The sequence below is a fragment of the Maribellus sediminis genome, assembly GCF_011799805.1.
In the GTDB taxonomy this organism is placed as follows: Bacteria; Bacteroidota; Bacteroidia; order Bacteroidales; family Prolixibacteraceae; genus Draconibacterium; species Draconibacterium sediminis_A.
On record NZ_WXUB01000007.1, the window covers coordinates 116,216 to 142,040 of the forward strand.

Sequence of the window (25,825 nt, forward strand, 5' to 3'; positions counted from 1 at the left end):
ATTCGCGATAGATGAACTTATTTATCTTAATTTAATCTACCGCAGCTAAAGAAATAAATACCAATCAGATAGAACTATATGATTGATTTTATTTTATCGATAATGCTTGTTGCCAGTTGTGCGGCCGCTTCCATTGTTTTGGCTTCGGCATAAATGCGGATAATAGGCTCGGTGTTCGATTTACGTAAATGCACCCAGGAATCCGCAAAGTCTATTTTCACACCATCGATATCTGTTACTTGCTCGTTGGAATACAGTTCTTTGATTTTAACTAAAATTCCGTCGACATCGATATCAGGCGTCAGTTCAATTTTATTTTTCGAGATAAAATAATCAGGATATGTCTTTCTCAGCTCCGAACATTTCAAACCGCTTTTTGCCAGGTGAGTAAGGAACAAAGCAGCTCCTACCAGGGCGTCGCGTCCGCTGTGACTTGTTGGGTAAATAATTCCGCCGTTTCCTTCGCCACCGATAATTGCATTGGTTTCGCGGATTTTTGCCACCACATTCACCTCGCCAACAGCTGCCGCACTGTAAGTGTATCCGTGTTTTTCAGTAACATCGCGCAATGCCCGGCTCGACGACAGGTTGGAAACTGTATTACCCGGTGTCTGACCCAAAATATAATCGGCCACCGCCACCAGCGTATATTCTTCGTTGAACATTCTGCCATCTTCGTTAATGATCACCAGGCGGTCAACATCCGGATCGACAACAAAACCAACATCAACTCCACTGTTTTTAATGATCTCGGCAGTTTCAAGCAGGTTCTCGGGAATTGGCTCGGGAGTATGTGCAAAATGACCGGTGGCTTCGCAGTTGATCTCCACAACTTTTTTAATGTCGAGTGCCTTAAATAAAGCCGGCATAGCAATTCCGCCCACCGAATTTACAGCATCAATAGCAACCGAAAAATTGGCTTTTTTGATCGCTTCAACGTCAACCAAATCAAGATTTAATACATGCTGAACGTGAAAATCGGTATAATCTTTTTCGGTGATGGCACCAAGATCATCTACTTCGGCAAAGCTAAAATCCTCAGCCTCGGCAATTTCAAGAATACGTGCTCCTTCCTCGGCATTCAGAAACTCGCCAGATGCGTTCAGCAATTTCAAGGCGTTCCACTGTTTCGGATTATGACTGGCAGTTAAGATAATTCCACCATCCGCTTTTTCTTCGGTAACGGCTATTTCTGTAGTTGGCGTGGTAGCCAAACCAATGTTAACCACTGCGCATCCCATTCCGCTAAGCGTGGCTACAACCAGCGAGCTTACCATTTCGCCGGAAATACGGGCATCGCGCCCAACCACAACCGTTATGGCTGCCTTACCCGACTTTTCCTTTGCCCAGGTAGCATACGAAGCCGTAAATTTCACAACATCAAGCGGACTTAATCCTTCGCCCGGTTTTCCTCCAATGGTTCCGCGAATTCCAGAAATAGATTTTATTAAGGTCATTATGTTCGATTATTTTGGGCTCAAATATACAAATCGGGGCAGGATAATTAGCAAACGAAAATCATATGTAGCAGAATTGATCAAAATGCAACAATTGCATAACAAAAGCACATACCTAACTAATAATCAAATAAATGCACAAATAAAAACGCAGCAGGCAGAATAAAAAACCTTAGTCTTCATCCAGATTTTCGAGTTCTTTAAGGGTGGTTTTCAGCTTCTTAATGTAGTTGCCGTATAATTTTCGAAACCCCCAGCGCAGAACCAGGAATATACCGCCAACGATTAGCGACAGTGCAATAATTCCAAGCACAACTACCAAAACAAGTTGCCGGGTATTTACATCGGCAAGTTCAGCGCCCGAATTTTCAAATTGTAATCTTCCTCCTTCGTAAACTCCGGAAACAAAGGCCAAACCAATGGCTACCATAAATGTTGCCAGCGCGAGGTAAAACAAACGCTGGTACAATAACAGCGTTTCAATTATTTTTTTGAGGGTTTCGTGAAGTTCGCAAGTAACGTCGCAGGTACGTTTTACCCGGTAATATTTTATTACAAAGTACACAAATGTTGTTAGGATTAAGACATTGGAAAATACGCCCAGAAATACTAACCAATCAGGCATACTTACGCCTTGTGTCATATCTTTCAGTAATTGGGGCGACAGCAGGAAATCGTCGAAAGCAAATAGCAGGATGAGCACAAAAAGTACCGCAAAACCAATTTTGATGTTGCGGTCAATCCGCTCGATCAGGCTTTTGGTCCTTTTGTGTAACATCTCCCGCAACTGAGTTTCATCCAACTCTTTTACGGCCGACATTTTTTCCCAGGTTTTTTTCAACTTGTCTAATTCCATACTCTTATTCTTCAGTGTCCATCAATTTTTTCAGTTTCTTTTTTATCCGGTTCATTTTTACACGTACATAATTTTGAGTGATCCCCGTTATCTCGGCAATCTCTTCGTACTTCTTATTCTCGAGAAACAACAGAACAATTGATTTTTCAACACCCGTCAGATGATTGACAGCCTTATGCAGGCTTTTTATCTGCTCCTCAACTTCGGCATCGTAGGTTTCGTCCTCAATCTGAAAATTCTCGAATGTCAATCGATTTTGGTCAGGTCTTCTTTTGCTCTTCTTAAATGTGGTGATGGCCGTATTCAGTGCCACTCTGTACATCCAGGTCGAAACCTTCGACTCTTTCCGGAATGTTGGAAATGAGCGCCATAACTGGGCTACAATTTCCTGGAAAAGGTCATGACGATCTTCTTCGGTATCGCAATAAATATTGCAAACCTTGTGAACAATGCCCTGGTTCTTCTGAATTATTTGTAAGAATTCCTTTTCCAAAATCGGTTTATTAGTCTTTGATCGGGCGAAAAATTACAGGAGGCGAGGCTGGATCGATAACTTTTCCAAAGTTAAGCACCTTGGAAAAGTTACCAGATTATAACATTTTCAGGAATTTCACTTCCTTCTCAGACAGGATACGCCATTTCCCGCGTGGCAGATTTTTCTTGGTAAGACCGGCAAAAAATACACGGTCGAGTTTTTTTACACGGTAACCAAAGTGTTCAAAAATCCGGCGAACGATGCGATTCTTTCCCGAATGAATTTCGATGCCTATTTCGGTTTTTGCCTCGCGATCGATGTAGCTAATCGCATCGGCAGCAATAAAACCATCCTCCAGTTCAATTCCTTCGGCAATGGCTTCAATGTGTGCTTTTATCACCGGTTTATCAAGGGAAACCTGGTAGATTTTTTTCTTCTGATGACTGGGGTGAGTCAGCTTTTTCGATAGCTCGCCATCGTTGGTAAACAACAACAAACCGGTTGTTTGTTTATCCAGGCGACCTACCGGATAGATGCGCTCTTCGCAGGCATCTTTTATCAGTTCCATCACCGTTCTTTCGGCATGCGGATCGTCGGTTGTCGTCACAAAATCCTTGGGTTTGTTCAACAAAAGGTATACTTTCTTTTCAGCCGAAAGTCGTCGCCCGTCGAAACGCACTTCATCGCCTGGCATCACCCGGGTTCCCAACTGGGTCACCAGTTTACCATTGATGGTTACAAGGCCTGTTTCGATGTAGGTATCTGCTTCGCGTCGCGAGCAAACACCGGCGTTGGCAATAAACCGATTCAGACGCATTCCTTCAGCAGGTGCACTTTCCTCCTTTTTGGCACGCACACGTTTTACAGCCGGTTTTGGCCGGTCTTTATCGAATCGTCGCTGGGGGGCAGCAGGTTGACTTGCTCCAAATTCTTTTCGGGGTGATTTCTTTTCAACAGGACGTGACTTCCCTGTTCTTTTACCCGTACCTTTTGATGTCACTCTTTTTGAAGGTCCGGCTGTTTCTTTTCTGCCACTTGCACCGCTTTTTCCGGTGCTGTTTCGTCTTTGCATTTTTTAATTTATTTCTGCAAAGATCGATAAAAATTCCGATTTCAGATTTATTTAGGCCAAATCCCTTAATTTAGGTCGGAAATTAAATTTTTTAATGTTATGCGATCACATGAAATAGACTACGAAATTAAAGGACACGATGTGCAATTGGTAGAAATAGAGCTCGATCCGGCAGAAACGGTAATTGCCGAAGCCGGCGCCATGTTGTACATGGAAGATGGTATTCAGTTTGAAGCCAAAATGGGCGACGGAAGCAATCCCGGCTCAGGATTTTTTGACAAATTATTGTCTGCCGGTTCACGCCTGATTACGGGAGAATCATTATTCCTTACCCATTTCACCAACCAGGGCTGGGGAAAAAAACGCGTAGCTTTTTCTGCTCCTTATCCGGGAACGATCATTCCGTTAAACCTGCCTGATTTCGGTGGGCGGGTGATTGTGCAGAAAGACGCCTTTTTGTGTGCTGCACTCGGTACCAAAATATCCATTACTTTCAGTAAAAAACTGGGTGCCGGATTTTTTGGTGGCGAAGGTTTTATTCTTCAGCAACTTGATGGCGACGGAAAAGCATTTATCCATGCCGGAGGAACTGTGATTGAGAAACATTTGCACAACGAAACACTTCGGGTAGACACCGGTTGTATCGTTGGTTTTGAACCCTCGATTGAATACAGCATTGAACAGGCAGGAGGCTTGCGTTCGATGGTGTTTGGCGGCGAAGGAATTTTCCTGGCAACTTTACGCGGAACCGGAAAAGTATGGCTCCAAAGTATGCCCATCCGAAAATTGATTGCTGAGCTCTCACCACGTGGAGGAAATACGCGGAAAGAAGGACGTTCCGGCATACTGGATCAACTTTTGGAAGGATAGATTTAGTGATCAGTGTTCAGTCGCAGTGATCAGAAAAAGAATCCTGCGACTGAACGCTTTCCTAAATAACTCCCAGTCAATTTATTCTATTTTATCGGACGATTTTTACAAGTGGAAAGTATCTTACTTCTTTCTCATCATTTATTCGCATGGTATTCGTTACAATTTGAATAATATTATACAGATATAATCCTCCGATAGCAAGTAGCTTGTAAACAGGATTTCCTACCACAGAAAGAGAAATATCGCCTGATTGGTTTATCCGGTAGTATGCACTTGCTATAAAGTAGATGTACACCAACAACAACACGACGACCCACAGAATCTGAAAATTGAGAATACTTTTAGCCAGTTTATCCAAATCCCTTACTTTGCCTTTTTTGCTAATCCAGATGACCATTGGAATAATAATTCCGAGCAAGGGAAATACGATAAATCCCAACGCCGATAAATTCAGTGTCATCAATGCACTTTTATCTTCGGTCAGCTTCCAGTCGCTCAAATTTTCCGGAGCTGTATCAAGGGCTTCAGCAAGCCGAACGAGTGTATCTCCGCGTGGCTCTGTTTCACCATTTTCAATGCGTTGAACAGTTCTTAAACTAACGCCCGATTTTTCCGCCAGTAACTCCTGTGAAATTCCTTTTCTGTTGCGTAACTCTTTAATGTTTTTCGCCAGATTTTGATTACTCATTTTTCAAGTTTTTAAATTGTACCGGCAAAATTATTTTGAGTATGTATTGTTGATAGCGTCATGCTTGCGTCATTATTACGTCATCAATGTCCGGACTCCCAAACCTCAATTTTGGAATGGTTAATATTGAAAACTGCTACTGAAAACTGATCACTTTCCTAAACCACTCCCGGCAAACTTATTCCTTTGATTTTTCGGTAGAGATCGAGTGCGAAAACATCGGTCATTCCGGCCACAAAATCAACTACCGACTGAATTTTGTGATACGTTGTTTCTTCCGTGCTTATATATTGTTCGGGTAACAACGACAGGATTTTTTTGCTGTATTTGTCTTGTGGATTCATCATGGCGTCCACAAACTCTTCGAGCAGGGTACCGATGATTTTATAACCTGCAATCTCGATTTCAACCACCGAACGTGAAGCATAAACTTCCCGGAACGAAATTTCCTGAACAGTTTTCATGGCTTCTGCAGGAACATCAGCCAGCCGGTCGATCAAACTTCCCTTGAACTCGCCGGCCATTATTTCAGACTCATTTTCTTCAAAAATCCGAATGCTTTCGTAAATAAGCTTCCCGATAACACCGGCCCGCAGATAACTAATCTGTTCGTTTTTATCGGTTACTTTTCCAAGGGTATCTTCAATGCGTTTAAGCGTTTTTGCTTCAGCCTGATTATCGTAAAAATCGAGAAACAGCTTTTTTATCCGGTCGTAACTTAATATCCCCAGTTTGAACGCATCTTCCAGGTCCATGATCTGGTAGCAAATATCGTCGGCAGCCTCCACCAGGTATACCAGCGGATGGCGGCAAAAACTACCGTCTTCCTTTTTCCTGATCCCCAATGCTTCGGCAATGCGCTGATAATTGTTCTTGTCCGACTGAAAAAAACCAAACTTTTGTTTCGTGGCCTGAACCGATTCGAAAGGATACTTCACAATACTCGCCAGGCTTGAATAAGTCAGTGCATAACCACCGCTTCGCTTTCCGTTAAACTGATGTGTCAATGTTCTAAAGGCATTGGCATTACCGTCAAAATGCGTAAAATCCTTCCATTCTCCTGCGCTTAATTCTGCTTCGAAACGTTTGCCATTTCCTTTTAAAAAAAAGTTGGCGATGGCGGCTTCTCCCGAATGTCCGAAAGGCGGATTTCCCATGTCGTGTGCCAGACAGGCGGTGGAAACAATGGTTCCGATTTCCTGGATAAACGGATTGTCGGGATTACGAGGCGCCAGCTTTTCTGCCAGCAGATTTCCGAGCGAACGTCCAACACTGGCCACTTCCAGGCTATGTGTCAGCCGGTTGTGTACAAAAATGTGTTCGGGCAAAGGAAATACCTGGGTTTTGTTTTGCATCCTGCGGAAAGGCGACGAAAAAATGATCCGGTCGTAATCGCGCTGAAATTGTGTGCGGTCTTCGTGCGAAGCTAACGACTGGTGGTCTTCCATGCCCAGCCTTTTTGTAGAAATCAGTTTATCCCAATTCATGCTAAAAGTTTGTTCCACGAAAATAAATGAATTCTTCGAGCCCGAAAGAACAAAGCAGAATAATTAAAGTGAACACCCGGTTAATCGCGCCAGAAAGTGCGTGAGAATATGACTAAAACAGCATAGATTTCCAGTCGACCGATCAACATCAGAAAAGTAAGGAAATACTTAGCACCGCCGGGCAAATGCAGGAAGTTGCTTACCGGGCCTACCGTACCAAATCCCGGACCGATTCCGGCCATGCTGGTGGCTACAGCACCAAAAGAAGTAGGCAGATCGCGGGTCCAGAACATCATGATGATGGTACCAATAAACAGGAACATGTAGTACACGAAAATATAGGTCATTATCTGACGCAGGAACTCATCCTTAATACTTTGTTTATTGTAACGAATTATCGTTACCCGGTTCGGATAAAGAATTTCGAGGAAAGTCTGTTTTAATCGTTTGTAAGCAATCACATGCCGAATAACTTTAACACCGCCACCCGTCGATCCGGCCGAAGCACCGATCAGCATCAGCAAAACGATTAACCCAATGGCCTGCTCGGGCCACTGCAGATAATCGGCTGTTGCAAAACCTGTTGCGGTAATGATCGACACTACTTGGAAAAAAGCGTTTCGCATCGAGTGCTCGAACTTGTACTCCGGATGCTGGTAAAACAAAATAAGGCTCAGCGCAACAGTAATTATAAAAATAACTGCAAGGTAAACCCTGAATTCCTCGTTTCGGAAAGCGTCCCTGATCCGGCCTTTGATCATTAGAAAGTGTACCGCAAAATTGGTCCCCGACAATAACATAAACAGGATGATCACATACTGGATATAAGGAGAATACCCGGCGATGCTGTCGTTTTTTGTTGAGAAACCTCCGGTTGCTACCGTTGCAAAAGCATGGCAAACACTATCAAAAAGCGGCATGCCGCCAAGAACCAGCATTATTACTTCCACCGCAGTCAGCCCCAGGTAAATAAACCAAAGGTTACGGGCCACTTTTGTAATTCGCGTTGAAATACGGTCGTTATCCAAACTTGAAGCTTCGGAATAAAACAGGTAAATCCCGTGTATTTTCAGAAAAGGCATAATAGCGATCACCAGCACAATAATTCCCATACCACCAATCCAGTGTGTTTCGGCACGCCAGAACAGTACACTTTTGGGCAGGGCTTCAATATCGGCAAGAATAGAAGAACCCGTTGTTGTAAAACCGGAGAACGATTCGAAAAAAGCATTGGTAAACGTCGGTATACTTCCTGTTAACAGGTATGGGATAGTGCCAACAAGCCCCATGACAATCCACCCCAGACTAACAATGATAAAACTTTCGCGGATATTTGGCTCCTGGTGTCGCGTTTTATGAGTCAGTACATTCAGCAGAATTCCGCTTACAGCAGTTATACCGAATGCCAGCAACATTTTATGCGCAACTGTTTCGCGGTAATAGTACGAAAGGATGACGGCGATCAGCATAAAAATGCTTTCGAAAACCATTACAATTGAAACAAAATGAATCAGGAGTACGCTATTTATTTTTGATTTGTTCATCATATAACGCGGGAATTACCCGCTTCAATTCAGTGTTTTTTACAAATAACTGAAACGACAAAATTGAATTCTAAAATCCTAATTTACGAAACCTATCGTTATGCAGAAACAGGTGGAGGCAGGTTCGTGTAGAATATTGGTACCGGACATTGCTTAAAACAATCCGTTAAATCGGGTATTCCGTGCAAATTGGTATTCCTGTTGTTGAAAAGAGTAGAAAAAAGATCGGAGAAACCATAAACATCAAACCTGTCATCCTCGTTTTCGCAGGCACTCAGCATTTCAAGATCGGCAGAAAAAGCCAACTCCTGCATGTACTGCTCACATTCAATGCCGTTTGTTTCAAAAGACAAAGGCGCTACCTGGGTACCGGCATTCAAAAACACGGCCGAAACGAGGCTAAAAAATAATATGAAGATTTTACTCAATGCTTTCGATCAATTTTCCCGCGAACAAAAGTAACACCTCTTCGCTTTCACTGCAATTTTTGACGCCCAAAGTAAAGGTGTTTTGAGGATTTATTAATCATTGTCTCTTAAACTGCAGACAATCAAAGGCATTACAAGGTGTAGGTTGAATATTTCCGTACCTGACGCGAAAGTTCTTTTGCCTGATTGTCAGTCACCTCATCCAAACGACTCCAGAATTTGGCACTGTGGTCTTTTATTTCGGTGTGTACCAGCTCGTGCAACAAAATGTAATCGATGAGTTTATCGGGTAATTTCATCATTTGCAGGTTTAAGCTGATGTTATTTTGCGACGAACAGCTTCCCCAGTTTCTCCGATTATCACGAATGGTAACTCTCTGAAAAGCAAAACCATGTTTTTCGGCCAATGATTTCAAACGACCTGGCAAAATTTGTTTGGCTTCAAAACGGTAAACTTCAGTCAGGCACTTTTCGATGTAGGCTTGTGCGTCTTCAGCATCAAAATCGGGCACCCAGATTGTAAGTTCCCTGCCCATTTTACTTACCCTGTTAGCCGGACCATTGGCAAACGTAATCGAATAAATTTTACTCTTGATCACCGTACCGGCATCCACCCGCGTTTTTCGCTCCTCCATTTTGCCCTGTTGCTGCCTTATCCACTCCTGATTTTCGAGAAGAAAGTTGAGTACTCTCTTTTTTGAAACATAATAAGGGAAGGAAACCCGCACAGTTTTATCGGGCTTTACACTTAATTTTATATTTTTAGAACGGCGATTCTTTGAAAAAGTCACCATTCCAATAGCTTTTAAGTGAACTACTTGTTCCGGCATGTGTTATTGAATATTGATAACAAAGACCAAATATATCAAACATGGCAAATAAAAAAATGGAAGTATTTGTTAACCTTACCAAAAAAGACACAGTACAAGCTCTCGAACAAAAAATCTTACCGGGTAGCCTGGTTTTCGACTCGCTAAATCCTTTTCCGGGATATTATCACGAATTACCTACTGATGCCGATTCGATTTATCTTTACATGATCCTCGACAGTCAGTATCCTCTGGAAGAAATTCTGCGGGCAACACAAAACATTGAAAAACAGTACGACTGGAATTTTGATGCAGGAAAGGCCTATATCACAATCGGCACTACCAGCCTGGATGCCATTCGATTGCGGCACCTTCCCACCCTCGACCTGGTAGAAAAAATACAGGAAGCCTATGTTAAACAAGGCATCAAATTCCTGATGAATAAAAAACTGAAAGGCAAGCTCGAGGCCCGTACCAAAATTGTAAAATTCCTTAACCTGGAAGAATTGGAGCCTGGAATTTATCTGAATTCCGATGACACAACTTTTGCCTACATCGTGATTTCCAAATACCTCGATGCCGAAGAATTTATCAAGGTTTCGATGGATGTGAAATACAACTGGGATGGACATGAATTCGACGCGGCAAGTGCATCGTTCTATAAAGAAGGAACACTTTACGAAGTTGTACGTATCCGTTCGGATAAAATGGATGCCAATTATCTGAAAGCAATTCAAAAGCTTTACGAAGCAAAAATCAATAAATAAATTGCAAAGCATATAAACAAAAGGTGGTACACAGGTGCCACCTTTTTTGTTTTCATGGCTTTATCCAATAAAATAACTGATCGGCCGTATTTCCACAAAAGGTGACAATTACTTCCATTCGGGGAGGTCAGAAGGGTTCAAAACAGTTTGAATTCTGTTTGCAACTGCGAACATCGGGAATATTTTTTGTGCCTTTTAGTGTCTGATTTTTTTTACCTTTGAACAAATAGTCATTCAACCAAAACCAGTGCTTTCTATGGGAAAAAACACCAGGTTAATCTTTATCATAGCCGCTGTTTCAGGTCTTTTCATTTTATTGGCCATACTCCTGCTCCAGAAAAACAAACCTGCAGGCGAAGTTTCAAACGAATCGTATACTGTTGAGGCAGTGAGCATGGGGCCGGTAATATCGTCCTTACAAGCTTCGGGAGTAATTGAATCCGACGACGAGATCATCATCCGGTCGCCTGAGCGGAGTATCATCAAAAAGGTTTATAAGAATGCAGGTTCGCTGGTAAAAAAGGGCGATCTGCTGATTGAACTCGACGAAAAAAGCGTGCAGAAAGAAATTGAGCGCATGCAGAACCAACTGGATATCAAACACAACTCTCTGGAAAAATCAAGACTGAATGCGCAAAACACACGACTGAGCCTCGACCGGAACGAAGAAGTAAAAAAACTCAGAATACTAACGCTGAAATCGAACCTGACAGAACAGGAAAAAATGTTGGAAGCCGGGACTATTGCCGAAGAAAGAGTTAATCGTACCAGGCAAGAGGTGGAAGCAGCCGAAACAGATCTTCAAAGCCAAATTGAGAAGAATGCAATACGAATCCAGCAAATGGAAGCCGACGAAAGAGGATTGTTACTTCAAATCAACAGCCAGGAAAAAAACCTGAAAGAAAAACAGGCAATGCTCAGTAAATTACGTGTAACAGCACCGGCTGAAGGTGTAATTCTGGCCATCAACAACAGCGAAGGACAGCGCATTGAAGAAGACGCCATGTTGCTCCGCATGTCGGATATGTCGTCGTTTAAAGTGGTGGGCTGGGTAAACGAAAAGTATGCATCGCGTGTACAAACCGGCAACCGTGTGCTGGTGAACCTCGAAAACGAAAAGCTGGAAGGTGTAGTTGGTGAGATCACGCCAATGATTGAAGACCAGATGATCCATTTCAATGTTCACCTGGCCGACAAAAAACACCAGGGGCTGGAAATTAACCAGAGTGTTTCTCTTGAAATCATCAGCCGCAACCACGATAATGTTTTGCGTATAAAGAAATTCCCCGAATTCGAATACAGTAATCGTCAATACCTGTATGTACTCCATGACCGGGAAGCCGTAAAAACAGAAGTAATATTCGGTACCATCGGTAACGAATGGTGTGAAATTGTTTCCGGATTAAGTGAAGGAGACCAGATTCTGATCGGTACCGGTGATGCAGAAAGCGGCCCTGCCAGGTTTCATGTAAAAAAGAGCCAGTTGAATTAAATCCTTTACTTTTTCATTTTAATAAACTCCCAAAGCCTGCTCAGCGACTGACAATTAATTTAAGTTGAGGTACCGCATATTTCGTCAAATTGTTTTAAATTGATTGAAATTCACCATACTACATGTAGTACTAAATGCTTAAATCACAATTATGAAAAAATTAGTTGCAGAATTTTTTGGCACCGCCTGGTTAGTGATTGGCGGGTGTGGAAGCGCAGTATTTGCCGCCGCTTATCCTGAGTTGGGTATTGGCTTTGCGGGAGTTGCGCTTGCTTTTGGATTAACTGTTCTGACCATGGTTTATGCCATCGGCCATATTTCGGGTTGTCACCTCAACCCGGCAGTATCAATCGGCTTATGGGCCGGTGGTCGTTTCGATGCCAAGGACCTGATACCCTACATTATTTCGCAGGTTTTGGGAGCTACTTTTGGCGCGCTGATTCTTTACCTCATCGTTTCAGGAAAACCGGGTGCAGAGATCGGAACTTTTGCTGCCAATGGCTACGGCGAACATTCTCCCGATGGTTATGGCATGGTTTCAGGATTGATTGCAGAAATTGTGCTGACCTTCTTTTTCCTGTTTGTAATTTTGGGTGCTACACATTCGAAAGCACCTCAAGGTCTTGCAGGTGTGGCAATTGGTTTGTCGCTTACACTCATCCACCTCATCAGCATTCCAATTACCAATACATCGGTTAACCCGGCACGTAGTACCAGCCAGGCATTGTTTGTTGGCGATTGGGCACTTGGTCAGCTTTGGCTGTTCTGGGTAGCTCCGATTATTGGCGCACTCATCGCCGGCTTTGTTTACAAAATGCTTGCTCCGGAAAATGAATAATCTGACTTATATACTATAGGGAAAGAGTTGTCTGTGGGCAACTCTTTTTTTTTGTTGAATACCACAACACTAAGACACCCGACCAACATAATTTGTGGCTTTTATTTCCTTATTGTGTCATACACACACAGAAATACTATTTTTGTTTAAATCAATTAACAAATATCAACGAATGAAAAGTATTTTAATATTTTTAATGGGAATGACGCTGCTAGTAACAAATATCAGTGCCCAGCAGGCATTATGGGGAGGACAAGCAATCGTTTCGCCTGAGATAAACAGTGATAATACCGTAACTTTTCGCCTGATGGCACCTGGTGCCGATTCGGTATTTGTAACAGGAGATTTTTTACCTACCGAAAAAATTAAAACTCCAATGGGCGAATTCGATGGCCCGGGAAAAGCTGCTCTCACCAAAGATGACAAAGGTGTGTGGAGTTTTACCTCACAGACCTTGAGTCCGGAATTGTACAGCTATTCCTTCATCATCGATGGTTTTTCAACCACCGATCCAAGTAATCCCTTTCTCATTCGCGATGTAGCTTCAATTACCAACATTTTTATTGTTGGAGGTGGTCGTGCCGATTTGTACAAAGTTAACGACATTCCACACGGCTCGGTAACACGCCGTTGGTACGAATCGCCAGGTTTGGAAATGGACCGCCGAGTGACTATTTACACGCCTCCGGGTTACGAAACTTCATCAGACAAATATCCTGTTTTGTACTTGCTACATGGAGCAGGAGGTGATGAAGAAGCGTGGATCTCGCTGGGACGTACAGCTCAGATTATGGATAACCTGATTGCTCAGGGCAAAGCCAAACCAATGATTGTTGTAATGCCTAATGGCAATGTGATTCAGGATGCAGCTCCCGGCGAAGGCCACGAAGGTTTTTACAAACCTCAGTTTATGGTACCCAAAACCATGGACGGCACCTATGAAGCCAACTTTATGGACATCATTAAATTTGTGGAAAGCAATTACCGTGTAAAGGCTGATAAAGCCGATCGCGCAGTCGCCGGTCTTTCAATGGGCGGCTTCCATTCGTTCCATATTTCAAGGTATTATCCCAATACATTCGATTATGTAGGATTATTCTCGGCAGCAATAATGCCTCGTGAAGATGCTACCAGTAAAGTTTATGACGACATTGACGGCACACTTAAAAAACAAATGGAGAACGGCTATGAATTATACTGGATAGCAATCGGAAAAACCGATTTTCTCTACCAGGCGAATGCCGACCTACGCAAGCAAATGGATGCCATGGGCATGAAATATTCATACACCGAAACCGAAGGCGGACACATATGGCGAAACTGGAGGGTTTACCTTTCCGATTTCGTGCCACTGCTATTTAAATAAAATCATCCTGAACTTATTCATCACCGGAACCTGTTTCTCCGGTGATGAATAAGCTGGGTACAAACAAACTATAAACCGATAGTCCTTACTTATGAAAAACTTAATTTTATTCATTGGAGTGCTGTTTTGCAGTCAACTTGGTTATTCGCAGGTTTTTTCCAACAACGACCTAAGCATTACCCAGCTTGAAAAAGGCATTTGGGTGGTTGAAACTTCAGATAACACTACCATGTACATTATTGAAGGCGATAAAAAAGCCATGTTAATTGATGTGGGCACCAAATGCAAGGACCTGGACAAGGTGGTAAAAAAGATTACCGATAAACCGCTGGAGGTGGTTCTTACGCATTTTCATCCCGATCATGCAGGGAATATTGCCTATTTCGATACGGTTTATATGCATGAAGGTGATACCGCACTTATTAGAATGCTGAAAATTCCTTACAACGGAGAAATTGAATATGTGCTTGATGGTGATGAAATTGACCTTGGAAACCGAAAGATTGAAGTGATCCATACGCCGGGACACACGCCCGGGTCCATTGTTTTGCTTGACACAAAAACCTCCAGTTGTTTTACGGGCGATGCGTTTGGCTCAGGACAGGTTTGGCTGCAACTTGAGCCTCATTCTTCTATTGATACCTACATTCGGTCGTGCAAAATAATGCTGGCTAAAATGAACAGTGAGGGAATCACAAAAATCTATTGCGGACATTATCCATATGTAAAAACAGCATTTGATAAAAGTTATTTAACCGATATGCAAAATTTAGCGGAAGGATTAAAAAATGGCACGGCACCCGAAGCCAGACCATACGAGGTGAAAGTTTCTATTGGTTCGCAAAATCCGATGATCGCCACCCTGGGGCAGGCCAGCATTGTTTTTGATCCGGAACATCTTAAATAAAGCAATAAATCTAAATCACCTAAATCGAATTCGATGAAAACCAACAGAAGAGATTTTTTTCAAACCATGGGAGCCGGAGCCGCCGGATTTGGACTGGCGACCACCCTTCCATTAGCTTCGTGTGCAGCTCCTGCAACGATGAAAGATACTGATGATGAACAAATCCTGTTCATTGGCGACGACATTGCCATTGCCGAAACTGTTTACGGTAAAGTAAAAGGATTCATTCTCCGCGGAATTACCCAGTTTCGCGGAATTCCATACGGCGCTGACACCGGCGGTAAAAACCGTTTTATGCCACCGCAAAAACCCGAAAGCTGGGATCATATTCGCCCGGCAGTCTGGTGGGGAAACTCGGCACCACAGATCATGGATAATCGCTATGCCAATGCTTATGCTTCGTTTGTCGATCACTGGAATTACGACGATGTAAGCGAAGACTGTCTGAGGCTAAATGTCTGGACACCGGCCATCGACGCTAATAAACGCCCGGTTATGGTGTGGTACCACGGCGGTGGCTATACCAACGGAAACGGAATTGAACAGGACGGTTATATGGGCGAAAACCTCAGCCGCAAAGGAGATGTGGTTTTTGTTTCGATCAACCATCGTTTAGGCCCGATCGGATTTTCAGATCTTTCGGGAGTAGGTGGCGATAAGTATAAGCACTCCGGGAATGTTGGCGCGCTCGATATGGTAGCCGCGCTGGAATGGGTAAAAGAGAATATTGCCAATTTTGGTGGCGATCCGGATAATGTAACCATCATGGGGCAATCGGGCGGAGGTGCAAAAGTGTGCACACTGGCTGCCATGCCGGCCGCACAGGGCTTGGTACATAAAGTTGTTCCACTAAGCGGTTCAAGCATTAAAGCGATGGATCAGGAAATGTCGCAAAAACTGGGTGCTTATGTATTAAAAGAAGCGGGACTGAAACCTGATGAAATCGATAAGTTACAGGAACTGCCCTGGAAAGAATACATCCTGATCGCGAATAGAGCCAATCAGAAACTGCGCGAGGAGCTTGAATCTGCCGACTATTCCCGCGTTGGATTTAGCCCGGTGGCGGATGGAATAAATATTCCGAAAGAAGAATTTTACAGCGATCCACACGGCATTTCTTCGGATGTTCCGATGATGATCTGTACCACTTTCCACGAATGGGGAATGGCGCGTAACATGCCCGAAATGGAAGAGATAACGGCAGATCAGGCAAAAGAAATGCTAAAACAACGTGCCGGCTTCAGAGGCGGGTTAGGCGACAAGGCACCGGCAGTTTACGATGCTTATGCCAAAGCTTTCCCCGATGCCAAACCTATCGAGATTATGACGCTGGCTGCCAGCAACCGTAAAAGTGTTATAGAAACAGCTACTGCAAAAAGCAATCAGCAAGCGCCTGTTTATTTGGCCTGGTTCGGATGGGAACCGCCTTTGTTTGACAATCGCATGCGGGCTTTCCACTGCCTCGATATTTGTTTCTGGTTTTACAATACCGACCTCATGCTGACACATACAGGAGGAGGTGCGAGGCCACGTAACCTTTCCGAAAAAATGTCGGATGCTTTGCTGAACTTTATGCGCACCGGCGATCCGAATTGCGAAGCACTACCCGAGTGGCCAAAATTCACTATCGAAAATGGCGAGACCATGATTTTGAATGATGTGTGTGAGGTGAAAAATGATCCGGATCGCGAAGCACGCGAAATGTTATAGAAATATATTAGGATAACCAAAAGGATCGGCTGGAAACCGGTCCTTTTTCATGCACTGATGAAAACATCATCTAAAGCTTACTTATAATTAGCAAATTTAAATTCGGACAAAAACAGTGTTCCCAGTGGCAAAGGGTTTCCACCCTGAAAAGCTTCTGCACCGGACATGCTGAAGGCATTGCATATTAACGCGACATCGGGATCCAGCGATCTCGCAAAAGCAGAATGCGAGAAATTTTTAGACGACGTTATTCGAACGAATACCTATTTCTTAAATAAACAAAGGAGAAACAAAGGATACAAAAAAGGAGCAACTCTTTCGAACTACTCCTTTTGTGGAGAATATCGCCCCGATAAATATTCGGGGGAACCGATGACCTCCCCGAAAAGCCTTCGGGCGCTCTAGCCAACTGAGCCTATTAGAAACTCTATATACTTTCTACTTTTCTTTCGTTTGATTTCATATTCCCGTTGAATTGCCAGAGACCGGTCAGAAAATTCCTCGGTATAGACCAATTTCCACGGGATTCCAGATTTTGTTGAAGGTGTCCTGCTCCAATTGTGTTGTTGCAAACGTTCGTTCACATTCTGCGTACTACCAACATAGTACCTACCATTTTTTTCACTTTGTAAGATATACAGGTAATAAGTCATGGCTTGCAAATGAGAACAATAAGATACAAAAAAAGGAGCAATCCTTTCGAACTGCTCCTTTTGGTGGAGATTACCGGAATCGAACCGGTGACCTTTTGACTGCCAGTCAAACGCTCTAGCCAACTGAGCTAAACCCCCTTTTTTCAATTATCATGTTGAGAACAACGAGGACCTCCCCGAAAGCCTTCGGGGCGCTCTAGCCAACTGAGCTAATCCCCCAAATGCGCTGCAAATATAAAAATATTTTCTTTGATTACTCAAATAAAATTTTGGTAAAGTTTTTGTTGTATAACAAATAGAATTTGATGCGCCTAAAGCCATGAACAGTGTTCATAACGGAGACTTCTCCGGTATCTTAAATTTAAATCGAATAGACTTGGATATAAAGAATATTTCTTATCTTTAAGCCCCAATTTTAGGGACAAAAATTCGAATAAAACTTAAAATAATAGCTTAGTATGGAACTTAAAAAATCGCCAAAAGTCGATCTTGAAGGCAAAAGGAATACCTTTCTGCTAGTAGGATTGGTGCTTGCATTAGGCATTACACTGCTGGCCTTTGAATGGACAACCAAGCCTAAAAAAGTAGAAGGTTTGGGACAAATTCAAACCCAGGAAGTGGAAGAAGAGATTATTCCGATCACTCGCGAGCAACAGGTTCAACCACCGCCACCACCTCCACCACCAAAAGTTGTTGAGGTTTTGAACATTGTGGACGACGATGTTGAGATCGAAGATGAGTTGGAAATTGAAGATTCAGAAGCCGATGAAACTACCGTTATCGATGTAGCTCCGGTTATTGAAACTGCTGAAGAAGAAGAAGCTTCGGATACTGAGGTTTTCTTTATTGTAGAAGACATGCCTGAGTTCCCTGGTGGTGACCTTGCACTTCGTAAATACCTGGCCAGCCAGATTAAATATCCGGTTATTGCGCAGGAAAACGGAATCCAGGGTAAAGTTTATGTAACCTTTGTTGTTGGTAAAGATGGAAAAGTTAGCAACGCCCGCATTGCAAGGGGAGTTGACCCATCGCTCGACAAAGAAGCATTGCGCGTGGTTAACAGCCTTCCGACCTGGAAACCTGGAAAACAACGTGGCAAGCCGGTTAATGTATCTTACACGGTACCAATTAACTTCGTATTGCAGTAAAGTATAAAAACAATATTTTTGCACTCCTGTTTCAATATGAAGCAGGAGTTTTTTTGTGAAAAATAATAAGCAATGATAGAGACAGCAGCAATAACAGAAAAAGCCGTAATAGTTGGTTTGATTAACCAGGATCAGGATGAAAATCAGGTAAAGGAATACCTCGATGAACTTGAGTTTCTGGCTGATACTGCCGGTGCCGTCGTGCTTAAACGTTTTACGCAAAAGCTTGACGTCCCGAACAAAGCAACTTTTGTTGGCCCCGGTAAACTCGAAGAAATTGGCAACTATATAAAAGTGGTGGAAGCCGACACCGTAATTTTCGACGATGAATTGTCGCCAACACAACTTCGTAACCTCGAACGTCAGTTGGAGTGCAAGATACTTGACAGAACCAACCTGATCCTCGATATTTTTGCAAAGCGCGCTCAAACGGCTCACGCAAAAACACAGGTTGAACTGGCTCAATATCAGTACCTGTTGCCACGACTCACACGAATGTGGACCCACCTCGAACGTCAGCGGGGAGGTATCGGAATGCGTGGTCCGGGTGAAACCCAGATCGAGACCGACCGCAGGATCATCCTCGATAAAATCGCGCGACTAAAAACACAGTTGGTTAAGATTGATAAGCAAAAAGCCACACAGCGTAAAAACCGGGGTAAATTGGTACGAGTAGCCCTTGTAGGGTATACCAACGTTGGTAAATCCACCATTATGAACATGATGGCTAAGTCGGAGGTTTTTGCCGAAAACAAGCTTTTTGCAACACTCGATACCACAGTTCGAAAAGTGGTGATTGGCAACCTGCCTTTCCTGCTTGCCGATACCGTTGGATTTATACGCAAACTGCCACACGGTTTGGTCGAGTCGTTTAAATCGACACTCGACGAGGTGCGCGAAGCCGATGTTTTGCTGCATATTGTTGACATCTCACATCCCGGTTTCGAGGAACAGATTGAAACAGTTGACGGCACCTTAAAAGAAATTGAAGCCGGCGATAAGCCCACTATTTATATCTTTAATAAAATAGATGCCTTTTCGTACGACGAAAAAGACGAAGATGACCTGACTCCAAAAACCAAGGCTAACTTCACGCTCGACGAATGGAAAAATTCGTGGATGGGCAAACACAATACACCGGCATTATTTATTTCGGCAATCGAAAAAGAAAACATCGAGGATTTCAAAGAGAAATTGTACGAAGCAGTGAAAGAAATTCACTCGCAACGTTTCCCCTACAACGATTACCTGTACGAGACCAGCTGGACAGAGGAAGATTAACTCTTTTTCCCGTTGTTCAGGCAAACCGAATACAAATCAGTGCGCCGGTCTTTTAAATTACGTACAGCACCAAAAGTGTGTAATTCCTTTAGTAGATCAAGGTCTGCATCAGCTACCAGGATCATCTCGGTATTTGCAGTTGCTTCGGCCTTTATCCCGTTAGCCGGAAAAGAAAAATCGCTGGGAGTAAATACAACCGACTGCGCAAACTGAATATCCATATTCTCAACTTTCGGCAAGTTACCCACCGATCCGGCAATGGCCACGTAACACTCATTTTCGATGGCACGGGCACGGGCACAGTAGCGAACCCTTGAATAACCGTTCTGAGTATCGGTAAGAAATGGCACAAAGAGGATATTCATCCCCTGCTGCGCAAGAATTCGCGGCAATTCCGGAAACTCCACATCGTAGCAAATTAAAACCCCGACAGGCCCGCAATCGGTTTCAAACACCTCAATGGTATCGCCACCCGATAATCCCCAGGCTTTTGATTCATCGGGAGTTACATGAATTTTTTCGTAGGTTTCATAGGTCCCGTTTCTGCGGCATAAAAACCCAACATTGTAGAGCTTCTCTTCCTTCAAAAGCGGCATACTTCCGGTAATGATATTAATATTGTATGAAATGGCCAGTTTCATAAACCGTTCCCTGATGTCATCGGTGTATTCAGCGAGTTTCCTGATTGCTTTTGCCTCTGTCAAGTGATTATAATCGGCCATCAAAGGAGCATTAAAAAACTCCGGAAAGAGTACAAAATCACTTTTATAGCTCGCCACAGCGTCCACAAAATATTCCACTTGTGTAAACAGTTCGTCAATGTCTTTGTACAGCCTCATCTGCCATTGAATCAACCCCAGCCGCACAACCGATTTGTAGGCACTTGCTTTATCCGAAACCTTCTGATAATAAATGTTATCCCATTGTAACAACACGGCAAACTCCTTCGATTCTTTGTCGCCCGGCATATATCCGCGCAGCACTTTCTTCACGTGAAAATCGTTCGACAGCTGAAAGGTAAGCGTGGGATCGTATAACTCCTTCAATTTTACTTTCTGAATAAATTCCTTTGGAGTCATTTCCGAGGCGTGCAGGTGGTAATTTGGGATACGTCCGCCAAAAACAATCGCTTTCAAATTTAAGTTTTCACACAACTCTTTCCGGGCATCGTATAAGCGGCGTCCTATGCGCAGACCACGGTAATCCGGACGAATAAAAACATCGATCCCGTACATGGTATTGCCTTTCGGATTGTGTGTATTAAAAGTGTAGTTACCGGTAATTTCCTGGTAGGTATGGTCGTCGCCAAACAACTCGTATTTCACAATGATGGAAAGGGCGCACCCAACCACCACATCGTTCACCAAAACTGCCAGCTGCCCTTCCGGAAAAATCTTGAGTAACTTCATAAAATGACTCTCCTTCCAGTAGGCACCCGGCCAGTTGGAGTATGCTTCAATCATCGATTTCTTTAACTCTTCGTAATCGCCGGCATTTAGCTGCCTTAATTCAACCATATCAATTTGTTCCATACACGCTTAATTTTGTCTTTTATAAGATAACAAAATTCATAGGAAAATGGCACAAAAAAAGCCCGGACACCCGAGCTTTTCAGTATTAATAATATTGTAGATTATTTTACTTCACCATTTGCAATTAGCCATTCGGCAATTTGAACTGCATTTAGCGCAGCTCCTTTTTTAATCTGATCGCCAACACACCAGAAAGTGATGCTGTTCGGATCGGTAACATCCTGACGGATCCTTCCAACATAAACATCATCTTTTCCCGACACAAACAACGGCATCGGATATTCGTTTTTCTTTGGATTATCGATTACAGTCAGCCCTTCAAAATTTTCGAAAGCCTCTTTAACCGCAGCTACCGAAACGGGTGCTTCCGTTTCAACCCAAATAGCTTCAGAGTGAGCACGGGCTACCGGAATGCGTACACAGGTTGCACTTACTTCTGCATCGGTGTGCATAATTTTCTTGGTTTCCCAGTTCATCTTCATTTCTTCCTTGGTATAATCGTTATCCAGGAAAACATCGATGTGCGGGATGATATTCATAGCCAGCTGATGCGCAAACTTTTCAACTTTTGCCGGTTTACCCTGAGCCACATCCAGCACTTGTTCTTCCAATTCTGCAATTCCCTGTGCACCGGCACCACTGGCAGCCTGGTAGGTTGCAACGCGAACACGTTTAATTTTCGACATATTATCGATTGGTTTCAGTGCCACTACCATTTGAATGGTAGAACAGTTTGGATTGGCAATAATGTTTCTCGGGCGAACACGCGAATCTTCCGGATTCACTTCAGGTACGACCAACGGCACGTCGTCGTCGTAACGAAACGCACTGGAGTTATCGATCATAATTGCACCGTGCTTCGTAATGGTTTCAGCATATTCCTTCGATACACCTGCTCCCGCCGAAGTTAGAGCAATATCTATATCTTTAAAATCGTCGCCGTGCTTCAGTTCCTTAACCGTTAGCTGTTTTCCCTTGAATTCATAGGTTTTACCGGCACTTCTTGCCGATCCAAAAATTACCAACTCATCCATCGGGAAATTACGCTCGGCCAATACCTGCAGGAACTCCTGTCCTACAGCGCCGCTCACACCAACAATTGCAACTTTCATTTTTAATAATTTTAATTTTAAAGTCCTTGCTATCAAATAAGTGCGTCAAAGTTAGTATTTTGCACTAAATTGCTAATAAGGTGGCACCCAATCTTCCGAAAATATTAACATTCTTGTTGTGCTGTTTGTCTTTGGTTTCGTCCGCCCAGGAAGTGTGGCGCGAAAGCTTTAACATGCCCGAAAAAGGAGTATGGGGCGATGATACAACTTCGGAAATCATTAGCGATTTTGATGGAATTACTAGCTGGACCTTAGAATATTCCGCTGTAGAACTCTCGAATTCTGACGATTATGCTAAAACAGTAGCTACTTCAGGTGGCCGGTTTGAATGCCGCGATATTAATGCTGAAGTCATCTGGACTTCTGAACTCATCGACATTTCAGCCAATAAAAACATTACCGTAACACTTGAAGCCTCTGAAACCGGCAGTGGTGCGAACGAAGCCACCAAATACCTGAAAGCTTTTTCCAAACTCGACAATGGTGAAGAAATTCTTTTTGAAACGAAAGGCGAAAACGCAGGAAACTGGGGCACCGATACTGCAACTCAAACCGGGCTGAATGGCAACATTCTTCAGATTGTAGTTTATATGAACAACCATTACGCATCAGACAAAGTCATTCTGGATGAAGTTGTAGTTTCCGGGGAAGAGAAAAATCCGGTGTTTATTGAATCCGGCGATCTGCTGATCAATGAAGTGTTGTTCAATCCCGTTCCTGATGGCGAAGATTTTGTGGAGATCTACAACTATTCCGAAAAAAAAATTCCTTTAAATAAACTCTACCTGGCATCACGCGACAAGGAGAACGAGCTAACACAAGTCTATTCACTAACTTCAGAAAAAATCACATTCGAACCCAATTCCTACCTCGCACTTACAAATGACACAAACGGTGTTTTCCCCTGGTTTTACGTTGAGTGTCCCGATTGCTTTCTGCAAATGGAGAAGTTTCCATCCTTCAATAACGATGAAGACGTGGTGGTTTTATTGAATAAGGAACTGGAAATCATAGATGAATTCGCTTACACCGAAGAGCTGCACCTTCCTGTTTTTCATGATCGCGAAGGCGTTTCGCTCGAACGCATTTCGTTTGAAGCCCCAACCAATGATCCTGACAACTGGCATTCTGCCTCATCGTTTGCAGGCTACGCAACACCGGGCTATAAAAATTCGCAGGCCGATATTCAAGGCAACGAAAAAGTATCAGTCACTTTCGAACCGGAATCATTTTCACCAAACAACGACGGTTATCACGATAACTATTCCATTCATTTCGAGCTCGACAAACCCGGCTACCTGTGTACCATAAAAGTCTTCGATTCAGCCGGCCGCTTGGTAAATACCCTGGCCCGAAACATTGTGATAGGAACTTCTGAAACTGTTGATTGGGATGGAACAAATGAAAACGGACAACGACAAAACCTCGGTGTGTATGTGGTGCTGGTTGAACTCTACGATTTAAAAGGAAATATTAAACAATTTAAAGACGGCGTAGTATTGACAGATGTTTTAGAATAATTTCACATACCCAAGTTTCTTAGGTATATATTTTTTACTTATTTTTATTACATGCAAAAAAACCAATTGTACAAAGGGAGCCTTTCAACCATCGTTTTGAAATTACTGAATGATAAAGGCAAAATGTATGGCTACCAAATTACCCGCGAAGTAGAGAAGATTACTACCGGCGAACTGGTGATTACCGAAGGCGCACTCTACCCCACCCTGCATAAACTGGAAGCGAAAGGCCTGCTGAGCGTTGAAATAAAAACGGTAAATAACCGCCCGCGCAAATATTATTTTCTAACCGAAAACGGAAAAAGGGAAACCGTTAACCTGCTAAACGAAATGAAAACATTTATCCAGCATATGGATGTTTTGTTGAACCCAAAATTGGCATAAATGAACCGAACCGTAACACAAGAAGAAACTACCGAACTTTTCAAGGTTTGCGAAAATTATGGTGTGTTTTTCTACGATGTGCAAATCGAAATTGTTGATCATCTTGCTTCAATAATTGAAGAGCAATGGAAGAAAAACCCTGAACTGGAATTTAAGCAGGCTCAAAAAAATGCAATATCCAGCTTTGGCAAAAACAACTTCACAAAGATGGTTCGCACAAAAGAAAAAGAAGTTAACCGGAAGTACAACTTACTGCTTTGGAAATATTTACTGGAGTTTTACAAATGGCCCAAAATACTGCTGACGTTTGTGCTTACGCTCGGTGTATTTATCGTATTCCAAACCACTTCGCAAACCAAAAGCATTCTTCTGATCTACTCAGGAATAATTTTAGTTTTATTTACCATCTATCTCTTTTTTATTTTTCCAAAGATTAAAATATCGGGTAAAACCGGAAAAATGTTTCTGCTGGCTAGCCGGCAAAGCCAATCAATGTACTTGATAATAATATTGCTACAACTACCCAATCTTATTCATTCGCTTTTTAATTGGATAAAAATTGAATCCGTTGAAAACAAAATGCTACTTGCTGCATTGTCTTTCTTTTTAGTTGGAGCCAGCATTTTACTGTACGCCAATATGTTTTTTCTACCAAAAAAAATCAAGCAACATTTTACTGAACAATTTCCCGAATTTGTAAAATAACCACCTATGAACCGCACCATCACAAACAACGAAACCCAATTTCTCTTTGAGTTCTGCCGAAAGCATTACGTTTATCATTACGATTTGCAGGTTGAACTGGTCGATCACCTCGCCTCATCGATCGAGGAGCAGTGGCAGGAGAAGCCTGAACTTTCATTTGAAAATGCGTTAAGGAATTCTTTCAGGAAATTCGGTATTCACGGCTTCAGCAAAATAAAAGAACAAAAGCAACGCGAACTCCGAAAAAAATACAACCGGCTTTTGTGGAAGTATTTGTTTGAGTTTTTTAGCTGGCCAAAAATTGTGATGACTTTTGCTTTTACAATAGTTCTTGCAACACTTTTCAAAGTAATAAAGAATGACCTGTTGATCCTTGTCCCATATTTTGGAGGCATAATCATCTTCCTGGTATATTACTACTACCGAATTTTTCCGAAAAGATTTCAAGTAACTAAAATAAAAGGCAAAAAGTTTATGCTGCTCGATCGCTTAAAAGACACTCAGTTTATGATTATCTTCTTTAGCCAGATTCCCTTCCAAGCTTTTCATTTTTGGAATATCTTAAACTTATCTTCTTTACAAAATACTGCCGGAATATTTGCTGTCTCACTTGTAATTGTCGGCATTTCTATAGGTATTTATGGAGAACTATTTTATGTTCCCGAAAAGATAAAAGAACACTTCAGCCAACAATTTCCTGAATTTGCTTTGTAACTTTAGC

25 protein-coding genes and 1 tRNA gene are annotated in these 25,825 nt (G+C 42.8%); 13 read left to right on the forward strand and 13 right to left on the reverse strand.

Going from position 1 to position 25,825, the window contains the following annotated elements; all coding sequences use genetic code 11:
* Positions 1 to 74 precede the first annotated feature (74 nt).
* From glmM to HFD85_RS20665, 4 genes are all read right to left on the reverse strand, one after another.
* On the reverse strand, positions 75 to 1,457 hold the full coding sequence (gene glmM, locus HFD85_RS20650; protein ID WP_167614124.1) for a phosphoglucosamine mutase: 1,383 nt from the start codon (positions 1,455 to 1,457) through the stop codon (positions 75 to 77).
* Between the two features lie 172 nt (positions 1,458 to 1,629).
* The gene (locus tag HFD85_RS20655; RefSeq protein WP_167614126.1) at positions 1,630 to 2,313 is read right to left on the reverse strand and encodes a hypothetical protein; all 684 of its coding nucleotides are present in this window, start codon (positions 2,311 to 2,313) and stop codon (positions 1,630 to 1,632) included.
* A gap of 4 nt (positions 2,314 to 2,317) precedes the next feature.
* Positions 2,318 to 2,806 (reverse strand): RNA polymerase sigma factor, encoded by a 489-nt coding sequence (locus tag HFD85_RS20660; RefSeq protein WP_167614128.1) that lies wholly within the window; start codon positions 2,804 to 2,806, stop codon positions 2,318 to 2,320.
* Between the two features lie 97 nt (positions 2,807 to 2,903).
* Positions 2,904 to 3,860 (reverse strand): pseudouridine synthase, encoded by a 957-nt coding sequence (locus HFD85_RS20665; RefSeq protein ID WP_167614130.1) that lies wholly within the window; start codon positions 3,858 to 3,860, stop codon positions 2,904 to 2,906.
* A gap of 99 nt (positions 3,861 to 3,959) precedes the next feature.
* Here HFD85_RS20665 and HFD85_RS20670 point away from each other — a divergent pair, with 99 nt between their 5' ends.
* Positions 3,960 to 4,730: a TIGR00266 family protein gene (locus HFD85_RS20670; protein ID WP_167614132.1), complete on the forward strand. Its 771-nt coding sequence runs from the start codon at positions 3,960 to 3,962 to the stop codon at positions 4,728 to 4,730.
* Positions 4,731 to 4,821: 91 nt separating this feature from the next.
* Here the strand turns inward: HFD85_RS20670 and HFD85_RS20675 are convergent, their stop codons facing one another.
* The 5 genes from HFD85_RS20675 to HFD85_RS20695 form a co-directional block, all read right to left on the reverse strand.
* Positions 4,822 to 5,421, reverse strand: coding sequence for a helix-turn-helix domain-containing protein (locus HFD85_RS20675; RefSeq protein WP_167614134.1), 600 nt, complete (start codon positions 5,419 to 5,421; stop codon positions 4,822 to 4,824).
* 158 nt (positions 5,422 to 5,579) lie between these two features.
* Positions 5,580 to 6,908 (reverse strand): deoxyguanosinetriphosphate triphosphohydrolase, encoded by a 1,329-nt coding sequence (locus HFD85_RS20680; RefSeq protein WP_167614136.1) that lies wholly within the window; start codon positions 6,906 to 6,908, stop codon positions 5,580 to 5,582.
* A gap of 80 nt (positions 6,909 to 6,988) precedes the next feature.
* Positions 6,989 to 8,455, reverse strand: coding sequence for a TrkH family potassium uptake protein (locus tag HFD85_RS20685; protein WP_167614138.1), 1,467 nt, complete (start codon positions 8,453 to 8,455; stop codon positions 6,989 to 6,991).
* Between the two features lie 95 nt (positions 8,456 to 8,550).
* Positions 8,551 to 8,880, reverse strand: coding sequence for a hypothetical protein (locus HFD85_RS20690; protein WP_167614140.1), 330 nt, complete (start codon positions 8,878 to 8,880; stop codon positions 8,551 to 8,553).
* A 131-nt stretch (positions 8,881 to 9,011) separates the two neighbouring features.
* Positions 9,012 to 9,710 carry a M48 family metallopeptidase gene (locus HFD85_RS20695; RefSeq protein WP_167614142.1) on the reverse strand — a complete coding sequence of 233 codons (699 nt, stop codon included), beginning with the start codon at positions 9,708 to 9,710 and terminating at the stop codon, positions 9,012 to 9,014.
* Positions 9,711 to 9,751: 41 nt separating this feature from the next.
* Between HFD85_RS20695 and HFD85_RS20700 the strand changes: the two genes are divergently transcribed.
* The 6 genes from HFD85_RS20700 (at position 9,752) to HFD85_RS20725 (ending at position 16,769) form a co-directional block, all read left to right on the forward strand.
* Complete coding sequence (locus tag HFD85_RS20700) at positions 9,752 to 10,456, forward strand: hypothetical protein (RefSeq protein WP_167614144.1); 705 nt, start codon at positions 9,752 to 9,754, stop codon at positions 10,454 to 10,456.
* Between the two features lie 256 nt (positions 10,457 to 10,712).
* The gene (locus HFD85_RS20705) at positions 10,713 to 11,948 is read left to right on the forward strand and encodes an efflux RND transporter periplasmic adaptor subunit (RefSeq protein WP_167614146.1); all 1,236 of its coding nucleotides are present in this window, start codon (positions 10,713 to 10,715) and stop codon (positions 11,946 to 11,948) included.
* 151 nt (positions 11,949 to 12,099) lie between these two features.
* Complete coding sequence (gene aqpZ / locus HFD85_RS20710) at positions 12,100 to 12,786, forward strand: aquaporin Z (RefSeq protein ID WP_167614148.1); 687 nt, start codon at positions 12,100 to 12,102, stop codon at positions 12,784 to 12,786.
* A 172-nt stretch (positions 12,787 to 12,958) separates the two neighbouring features.
* Complete coding sequence (locus HFD85_RS20715; protein ID WP_167614150.1) at positions 12,959 to 14,152, forward strand: esterase; 1,194 nt, start codon at positions 12,959 to 12,961, stop codon at positions 14,150 to 14,152.
* Between the two features lie 91 nt (positions 14,153 to 14,243).
* Positions 14,244 to 15,059 carry an MBL fold metallo-hydrolase gene (locus HFD85_RS20720; RefSeq protein ID WP_167614154.1) on the forward strand — a complete coding sequence of 272 codons (816 nt, stop codon included), beginning with the start codon at positions 14,244 to 14,246 and terminating at the stop codon, positions 15,057 to 15,059.
* Between the two features lie 33 nt (positions 15,060 to 15,092).
* Entirely contained in the window at positions 15,093 to 16,769 is a 1,677-nt protein-coding gene (locus HFD85_RS20725; protein WP_167614156.1) for a carboxylesterase/lipase family protein, read from the forward strand.
* 401 nt (positions 16,770 to 17,170) lie between these two features.
* Here HFD85_RS20725 and HFD85_RS21955 read toward each other — a convergent pair whose 3' ends face one another.
* Together HFD85_RS21955 and HFD85_RS20735 are read right to left on the reverse strand one after the other, a co-directional pair.
* On the reverse strand, positions 17,171 to 17,422 hold the full coding sequence (locus HFD85_RS21955) for a GIY-YIG nuclease family protein (protein WP_167614158.1): 252 nt from the start codon (positions 17,420 to 17,422) through the stop codon (positions 17,171 to 17,173).
* A gap of 61 nt (positions 17,423 to 17,483) precedes the next feature.
* A tRNA-Ala gene (locus HFD85_RS20735) sits at positions 17,484 to 17,560 on the reverse strand.
* A 320-nt stretch (positions 17,561 to 17,880) separates the two neighbouring features.
* Between HFD85_RS20735 and HFD85_RS20740 the strand changes: the two genes are divergently transcribed.
* Positions 17,881 to 18,570: an energy transducer TonB gene (locus tag HFD85_RS20740; RefSeq protein WP_167614160.1), complete on the forward strand. Its 690-nt coding sequence runs from the start codon at positions 17,881 to 17,883 to the stop codon at positions 18,568 to 18,570.
* A gap of 72 nt (positions 18,571 to 18,642) precedes the next feature.
* Complete coding sequence (gene hflX, locus HFD85_RS20745; protein WP_167614162.1) at positions 18,643 to 19,851, forward strand: GTPase HflX; 1,209 nt, start codon at positions 18,643 to 18,645, stop codon at positions 19,849 to 19,851.
* On the opposite strand, the gene HFD85_RS20750 is transcribed toward hflX, so the two are convergent.
* Positions 19,848 to 21,383, reverse strand: coding sequence for a bifunctional GNAT family N-acetyltransferase/carbon-nitrogen hydrolase family protein (locus tag HFD85_RS20750; RefSeq protein WP_167614165.1), 1,536 nt, complete (start codon positions 21,381 to 21,383; stop codon positions 19,848 to 19,850). The two genes, hflX and HFD85_RS20750, sit on opposite strands and share 4 nt — an antisense overlap.
* A gap of 101 nt (positions 21,384 to 21,484) precedes the next feature.
* Positions 21,485 to 22,495, reverse strand: a complete 1,011-nt coding sequence (locus HFD85_RS20755; protein WP_167614168.1) for an aspartate-semialdehyde dehydrogenase — start codon at positions 22,493 to 22,495, stop codon at positions 21,485 to 21,487.
* Between the two features lie 80 nt (positions 22,496 to 22,575).
* Here HFD85_RS20755 and HFD85_RS20760 point away from each other — a divergent pair, with 80 nt between their 5' ends.
* Genes HFD85_RS20760 through HFD85_RS20775 form a run of 4 tightly spaced genes read left to right on the forward strand, consistent with a single transcriptional unit; the run spans position 22,576 to position 25,818 of the window.
* Complete coding sequence (locus tag HFD85_RS20760) at positions 22,576 to 24,015, forward strand: lamin tail domain-containing protein (protein ID WP_167614170.1); 1,440 nt, start codon at positions 22,576 to 22,578, stop codon at positions 24,013 to 24,015.
* A gap of 51 nt (positions 24,016 to 24,066) precedes the next feature.
* A complete protein-coding gene (locus tag HFD85_RS20765; protein ID WP_167614172.1) occupies positions 24,067 to 24,399 on the forward strand; it encodes a PadR family transcriptional regulator in 333 nt (110 codons plus the stop codon).
* Positions 24,400 to 25,104 carry a hypothetical protein gene (locus tag HFD85_RS20770; RefSeq protein WP_167614174.1) on the forward strand — a complete coding sequence of 235 codons (705 nt, stop codon included), beginning with the start codon at positions 24,400 to 24,402 and terminating at the stop codon, positions 25,102 to 25,104.
* A 6-nt stretch (positions 25,105 to 25,110) separates the two neighbouring features.
* Positions 25,111 to 25,818 (forward strand): hypothetical protein, encoded by a 708-nt coding sequence (locus HFD85_RS20775; protein ID WP_167614176.1) that lies wholly within the window; start codon positions 25,111 to 25,113, stop codon positions 25,816 to 25,818.
* Positions 25,819 to 25,825 lie beyond the last annotated feature (7 nt).

What these genes read in the sequence shown, in the direction of transcription:
- HFD85_RS20725 (WP_167614156.1), top strand. Translation starts at nt 15,093, where the DNA reads ATGAAAACCAACAGAAGAGATTTTTTTCAAACCATGGGAGCCGGAGCC.
- hflX (WP_167614162.1), top strand. Translation starts at nt 18,643, where the DNA reads ATGATAGAGACAGCAGCAATAACAGAAAAAGCCGTAATAGTTGGTTTG.
- HFD85_RS20715 (WP_167614150.1), top strand. Translation starts at nt 12,959, where the DNA reads ATGAAAAGTATTTTAATATTTTTAATGGGAATGACGCTGCTAGTAACA.
- HFD85_RS20700 (WP_167614144.1), top strand. Translation starts at nt 9,752, where the DNA reads ATGGCAAATAAAAAAATGGAAGTATTTGTTAACCTTACCAAAAAAGAC.
- HFD85_RS20675 (WP_167614134.1), bottom strand. Translation starts at nt 5,421, where the DNA reads ATGAGTAATCAAAATCTGGCGAAAAACATTAAAGAGTTACGCAACAGA.
- HFD85_RS20655 (WP_167614126.1), bottom strand. Translation starts at nt 2,313, where the DNA reads ATGGAATTAGACAAGTTGAAAAAAACCTGGGAAAAAATGTCGGCCGTA.
- HFD85_RS20670 (WP_167614132.1), top strand. Translation starts at nt 3,960, where the DNA reads ATGCGATCACATGAAATAGACTACGAAATTAAAGGACACGATGTGCAA.
- glmM (WP_167614124.1), bottom strand. Translation starts at nt 1,457, where the DNA reads ATGACCTTAATAAAATCTATTTCTGGAATTCGCGGAACCATTGGAGGA.
- HFD85_RS20720 (WP_167614154.1), top strand. Translation starts at nt 14,244, where the DNA reads ATGAAAAACTTAATTTTATTCATTGGAGTGCTGTTTTGCAGTCAACTT.
- HFD85_RS20705 (WP_167614146.1), top strand. Translation starts at nt 10,713, where the DNA reads ATGGGAAAAAACACCAGGTTAATCTTTATCATAGCCGCTGTTTCAGGT.
- HFD85_RS20775 (WP_167614176.1), top strand. Translation starts at nt 25,111, where the DNA reads ATGAACCGCACCATCACAAACAACGAAACCCAATTTCTCTTTGAGTTC.
- HFD85_RS20750 (WP_167614165.1), bottom strand. Translation starts at nt 21,383, where the DNA reads ATGGAACAAATTGATATGGTTGAATTAAGGCAGCTAAATGCCGGCGAT.
- HFD85_RS20740 (WP_167614160.1), top strand. Translation starts at nt 17,881, where the DNA reads ATGGAACTTAAAAAATCGCCAAAAGTCGATCTTGAAGGCAAAAGGAAT.
- HFD85_RS20755 (WP_167614168.1), bottom strand. Translation starts at nt 22,495, where the DNA reads ATGAAAGTTGCAATTGTTGGTGTGAGCGGCGCTGTAGGACAGGAGTTC.
- HFD85_RS21955 (WP_167614158.1), bottom strand. Translation starts at nt 17,422, where the DNA reads ATGACTTATTACCTGTATATCTTACAAAGTGAAAAAAATGGTAGGTAC.
- HFD85_RS20685 (WP_167614138.1), bottom strand. Translation starts at nt 8,455, where the DNA reads ATGATGAACAAATCAAAAATAAATAGCGTACTCCTGATTCATTTTGTT.
- HFD85_RS20680 (WP_167614136.1), bottom strand. Translation starts at nt 6,908, where the DNA reads ATGAATTGGGATAAACTGATTTCTACAAAAAGGCTGGGCATGGAAGAC.
- HFD85_RS20695 (WP_167614142.1), bottom strand. Translation starts at nt 9,710, where the DNA reads ATGCCGGAACAAGTAGTTCACTTAAAAGCTATTGGAATGGTGACTTTT.
- aqpZ (WP_167614148.1), top strand. Translation starts at nt 12,100, where the DNA reads ATGAAAAAATTAGTTGCAGAATTTTTTGGCACCGCCTGGTTAGTGATT.
- HFD85_RS20665 (WP_167614130.1), bottom strand. Translation starts at nt 3,860, where the DNA reads ATGCAAAGACGAAACAGCACCGGAAAAAGCGGTGCAAGTGGCAGAAAA.
- HFD85_RS20770 (WP_167614174.1), top strand. Translation starts at nt 24,400, where the DNA reads ATGAACCGAACCGTAACACAAGAAGAAACTACCGAACTTTTCAAGGTT.
- HFD85_RS20765 (WP_167614172.1), top strand. Translation starts at nt 24,067, where the DNA reads ATGCAAAAAAACCAATTGTACAAAGGGAGCCTTTCAACCATCGTTTTG.